A 2324-nucleotide genomic window follows, 5' to 3' on the forward strand; every position below is an offset into this window, starting at 1 on the left:
CTGCGGTAACATTCACAGTATTTCTGTTACTTCCACTCGGTACAGCAGTGTTAATAACTGCAATATCACTGACCGTAAAGCAACTTGATTTATAGTCGCCAGCTGCACCAGGAGTCTCCCATGAAGCACCTTCTGCATCGCCATTTGATGTCAAAACTTGACCCTTAGATCCTTTAGCACCTTGCGTAGTGTCGTCGCCTCCTAAACGTATTCCTCCATCGATTTGTATACTTCCTCCGTCTGTGTTGGTACTTGACACATGAACATCACTTTCTGGATTGTTCGTACCTACACCTACTTGTGACGTGACAGAAACCGTAAAACTTAAGAATAGAAATAAAATAAGAATTTTCATATTGGTATTCAAACTATTTAACTTTTGTGAATACTCAAATTTACAAAAGCTACATCGTTATAAATTAATGATTTAGCAATCAAATAATTATTATAGATAAAAGATGTTATAAAGCAGTTGTAATACACATAATAATAAAATTGAATGTAGGACAACAAGTATTAGTATTGTTTTTTAATGATTTCACTTTAAAGCATCCATTTTTTTACCTATCTCATCGGCCTTTGCAAATGCGGCATCGCTAGCAGCGCGATCTGTAGTAGAAAGTCTGTGGTAATCTTTCATAAGTGTCTCGTATTGCTCTTGCAACTTTTCTAACTCTGTTTTCTTTTTAAATAATCCGAACATGGTTTATGGTTTTTTGGGTAGTCGTTATTGAAAAGCTAACTTTCTCCACAAGTAAAAGATTAAGACTTATTTAGGTTTCTATTAAACAGAAGTTACTTTGATGAGTTATAAGTGAGTTTAAGATATTTAGAAAGGCAATTTTTGAATCAAAAATTAGAAGGTTTATTTTAAGAAATGTAATTTTTTCTCATTCCTCATTCCTCATTCAAATATTATTTCTAGAAATACTCACCGCGTTTGCAAACCATTGAAAGGCAAAAAAGCTTATTAAGAAAGCGGTTACAAAAACATTAGAAATATCACCAGTTGTAAAGCTAAGGTACAATGCGACTGCTGCGATTATAGTCATCACTCCAGCAGCAAGTGGCATCATGAACTTGGGTTTGGTTTCATTATAGAACATACTCCATGGGATCATTAAAATTAAACCAGCAATACCTACCATGAGAAATCTAAAATCGTCCAAAATCAAATAAGCGGTTACTCCAGTAAGACCTATGAGAACACATACTCCTGTGAAAAGTACAGAACGTTTTTCTTTCTCATCTAGAAGGAATTTTGCATACTTATTAAAACTGAAAAGTAAAAACTATTGCTAACACCATATATAGCAAATAGGGAATTGAGTAGCTTATCAAAGTTCTGAATTATCTGAAAGTACGCCAAATATAAAATTTGGCTTAGTGCAAGCTTGAGAGTTTTTCGCTTTCAACTACCCTACTTGCCATATATTAAACGCTAGCAGCAATTGACCACCGACAACGAAAGAATGAATAAAGAAATTGATATTGAACAATGCAAAAACTGTGGAGCAGGCTTGAGTGATGATTTTTGTCCTAAATGTGGAAATCCTAAAATTCTAAAGAGAATTGATGGAAGTTATATTCTATCAGAAATGGTAAGTGTCCTAAACTTTGACAAAGGAATTTTCTATACAATAAAAGAGTTGTTTGTAAGACCGGGGAAAAATGTTCATAAATTCATTCATAACGACAGGAATAGACTCGTAAAACCTATAATATTTATTATAGTATGCTCATTGATTTACACTGTAGTTCAACAACTTCTAAAATTTGAAGACGGATATGCCAATACAGGTGGATTTGGAGATTCCGCGATATCAACTATTTTTGTGTGGATACAAAAGAACTACGGCTATTCAAATGTCTTAATGTCTATTTTCATTGCGGTATGGATTAAACTTTTCTTTAAAAAGTATAACTACAATTTTTTTGAAATAATAATCCTATTGTGTTTTGTAATGGGAATAGGAATGTTGATTTATACAACATTTGGAATCTTAGAAAGTATTATTCAATTAAAAATATTACAAATTGGTGGAATTATTGGATTTATCTATACTACTTGGGCAATAGGACAGTTTTTTGACAAAAAAAAATTTTTTAACTATCTGAAAGGCTTAATAGCCTATTTATTAGGAATGATCACTTTTTATTTTCTTGCTGTAATTTTGGGATTAGGAATTGATTTGATATCTGAAATTTAGAACAATACTCTTAACATAGTAAAAACATCCGCAGCTAACAATGACTATAAGTAATTGCATGTTCTCTGCCCTACCGGTATGTTTAAGGTTATAGACCTTAACCGTAAACTATAC

General features: G+C 32.4%; 4 protein-coding genes. 1 reads left to right on the forward strand and 3 read right to left on the reverse strand.

Annotated elements, in window-relative coordinates; translation table 11 throughout:
- The 3 genes from A9Q93_RS05935 to A9Q93_RS05945 all read right to left on the reverse strand — a co-directional run.
- A partial coding sequence (locus A9Q93_RS05935; protein WP_303686466.1) for a hypothetical protein occupies positions 1-355 on the reverse strand: 355 nt, incomplete at its 3' end.
- 183 nt (positions 356-538) lie between these two features.
- On the reverse strand, positions 539-703 hold the full coding sequence (locus tag A9Q93_RS05940) for a Lacal_2735 family protein (protein ID WP_303686467.1): 165 nt from the start codon (positions 701-703) through the stop codon (positions 539-541).
- A gap of 205 nt (positions 704-908) precedes the next feature.
- On the reverse strand, positions 909-1169 hold the full coding sequence (locus A9Q93_RS05945) for a hypothetical protein (protein ID WP_303686468.1): 261 nt from the start codon (positions 1167-1169) through the stop codon (positions 909-911).
- Positions 1170-1472: 303 nt separating this feature from the next.
- On the opposite strand from A9Q93_RS05945, the gene A9Q93_RS05950 reads away from it, so the two are divergent.
- Positions 1473-2210 (forward strand): DUF3667 domain-containing protein, encoded by a 738-nt coding sequence (locus tag A9Q93_RS05950; RefSeq protein ID WP_303686469.1) that lies wholly within the window; start codon positions 1473-1475, stop codon positions 2208-2210.
- Positions 2211-2324: the final 114 nt, after the last annotated feature.

Origin of the sequence: Nonlabens dokdonensis (assembly GCF_002162835.1) — a bacterium.
Classification (GTDB): domain Bacteria; phylum Bacteroidota; class Bacteroidia; order Flavobacteriales; family Flavobacteriaceae; genus Nonlabens; species Nonlabens dokdonensis_B.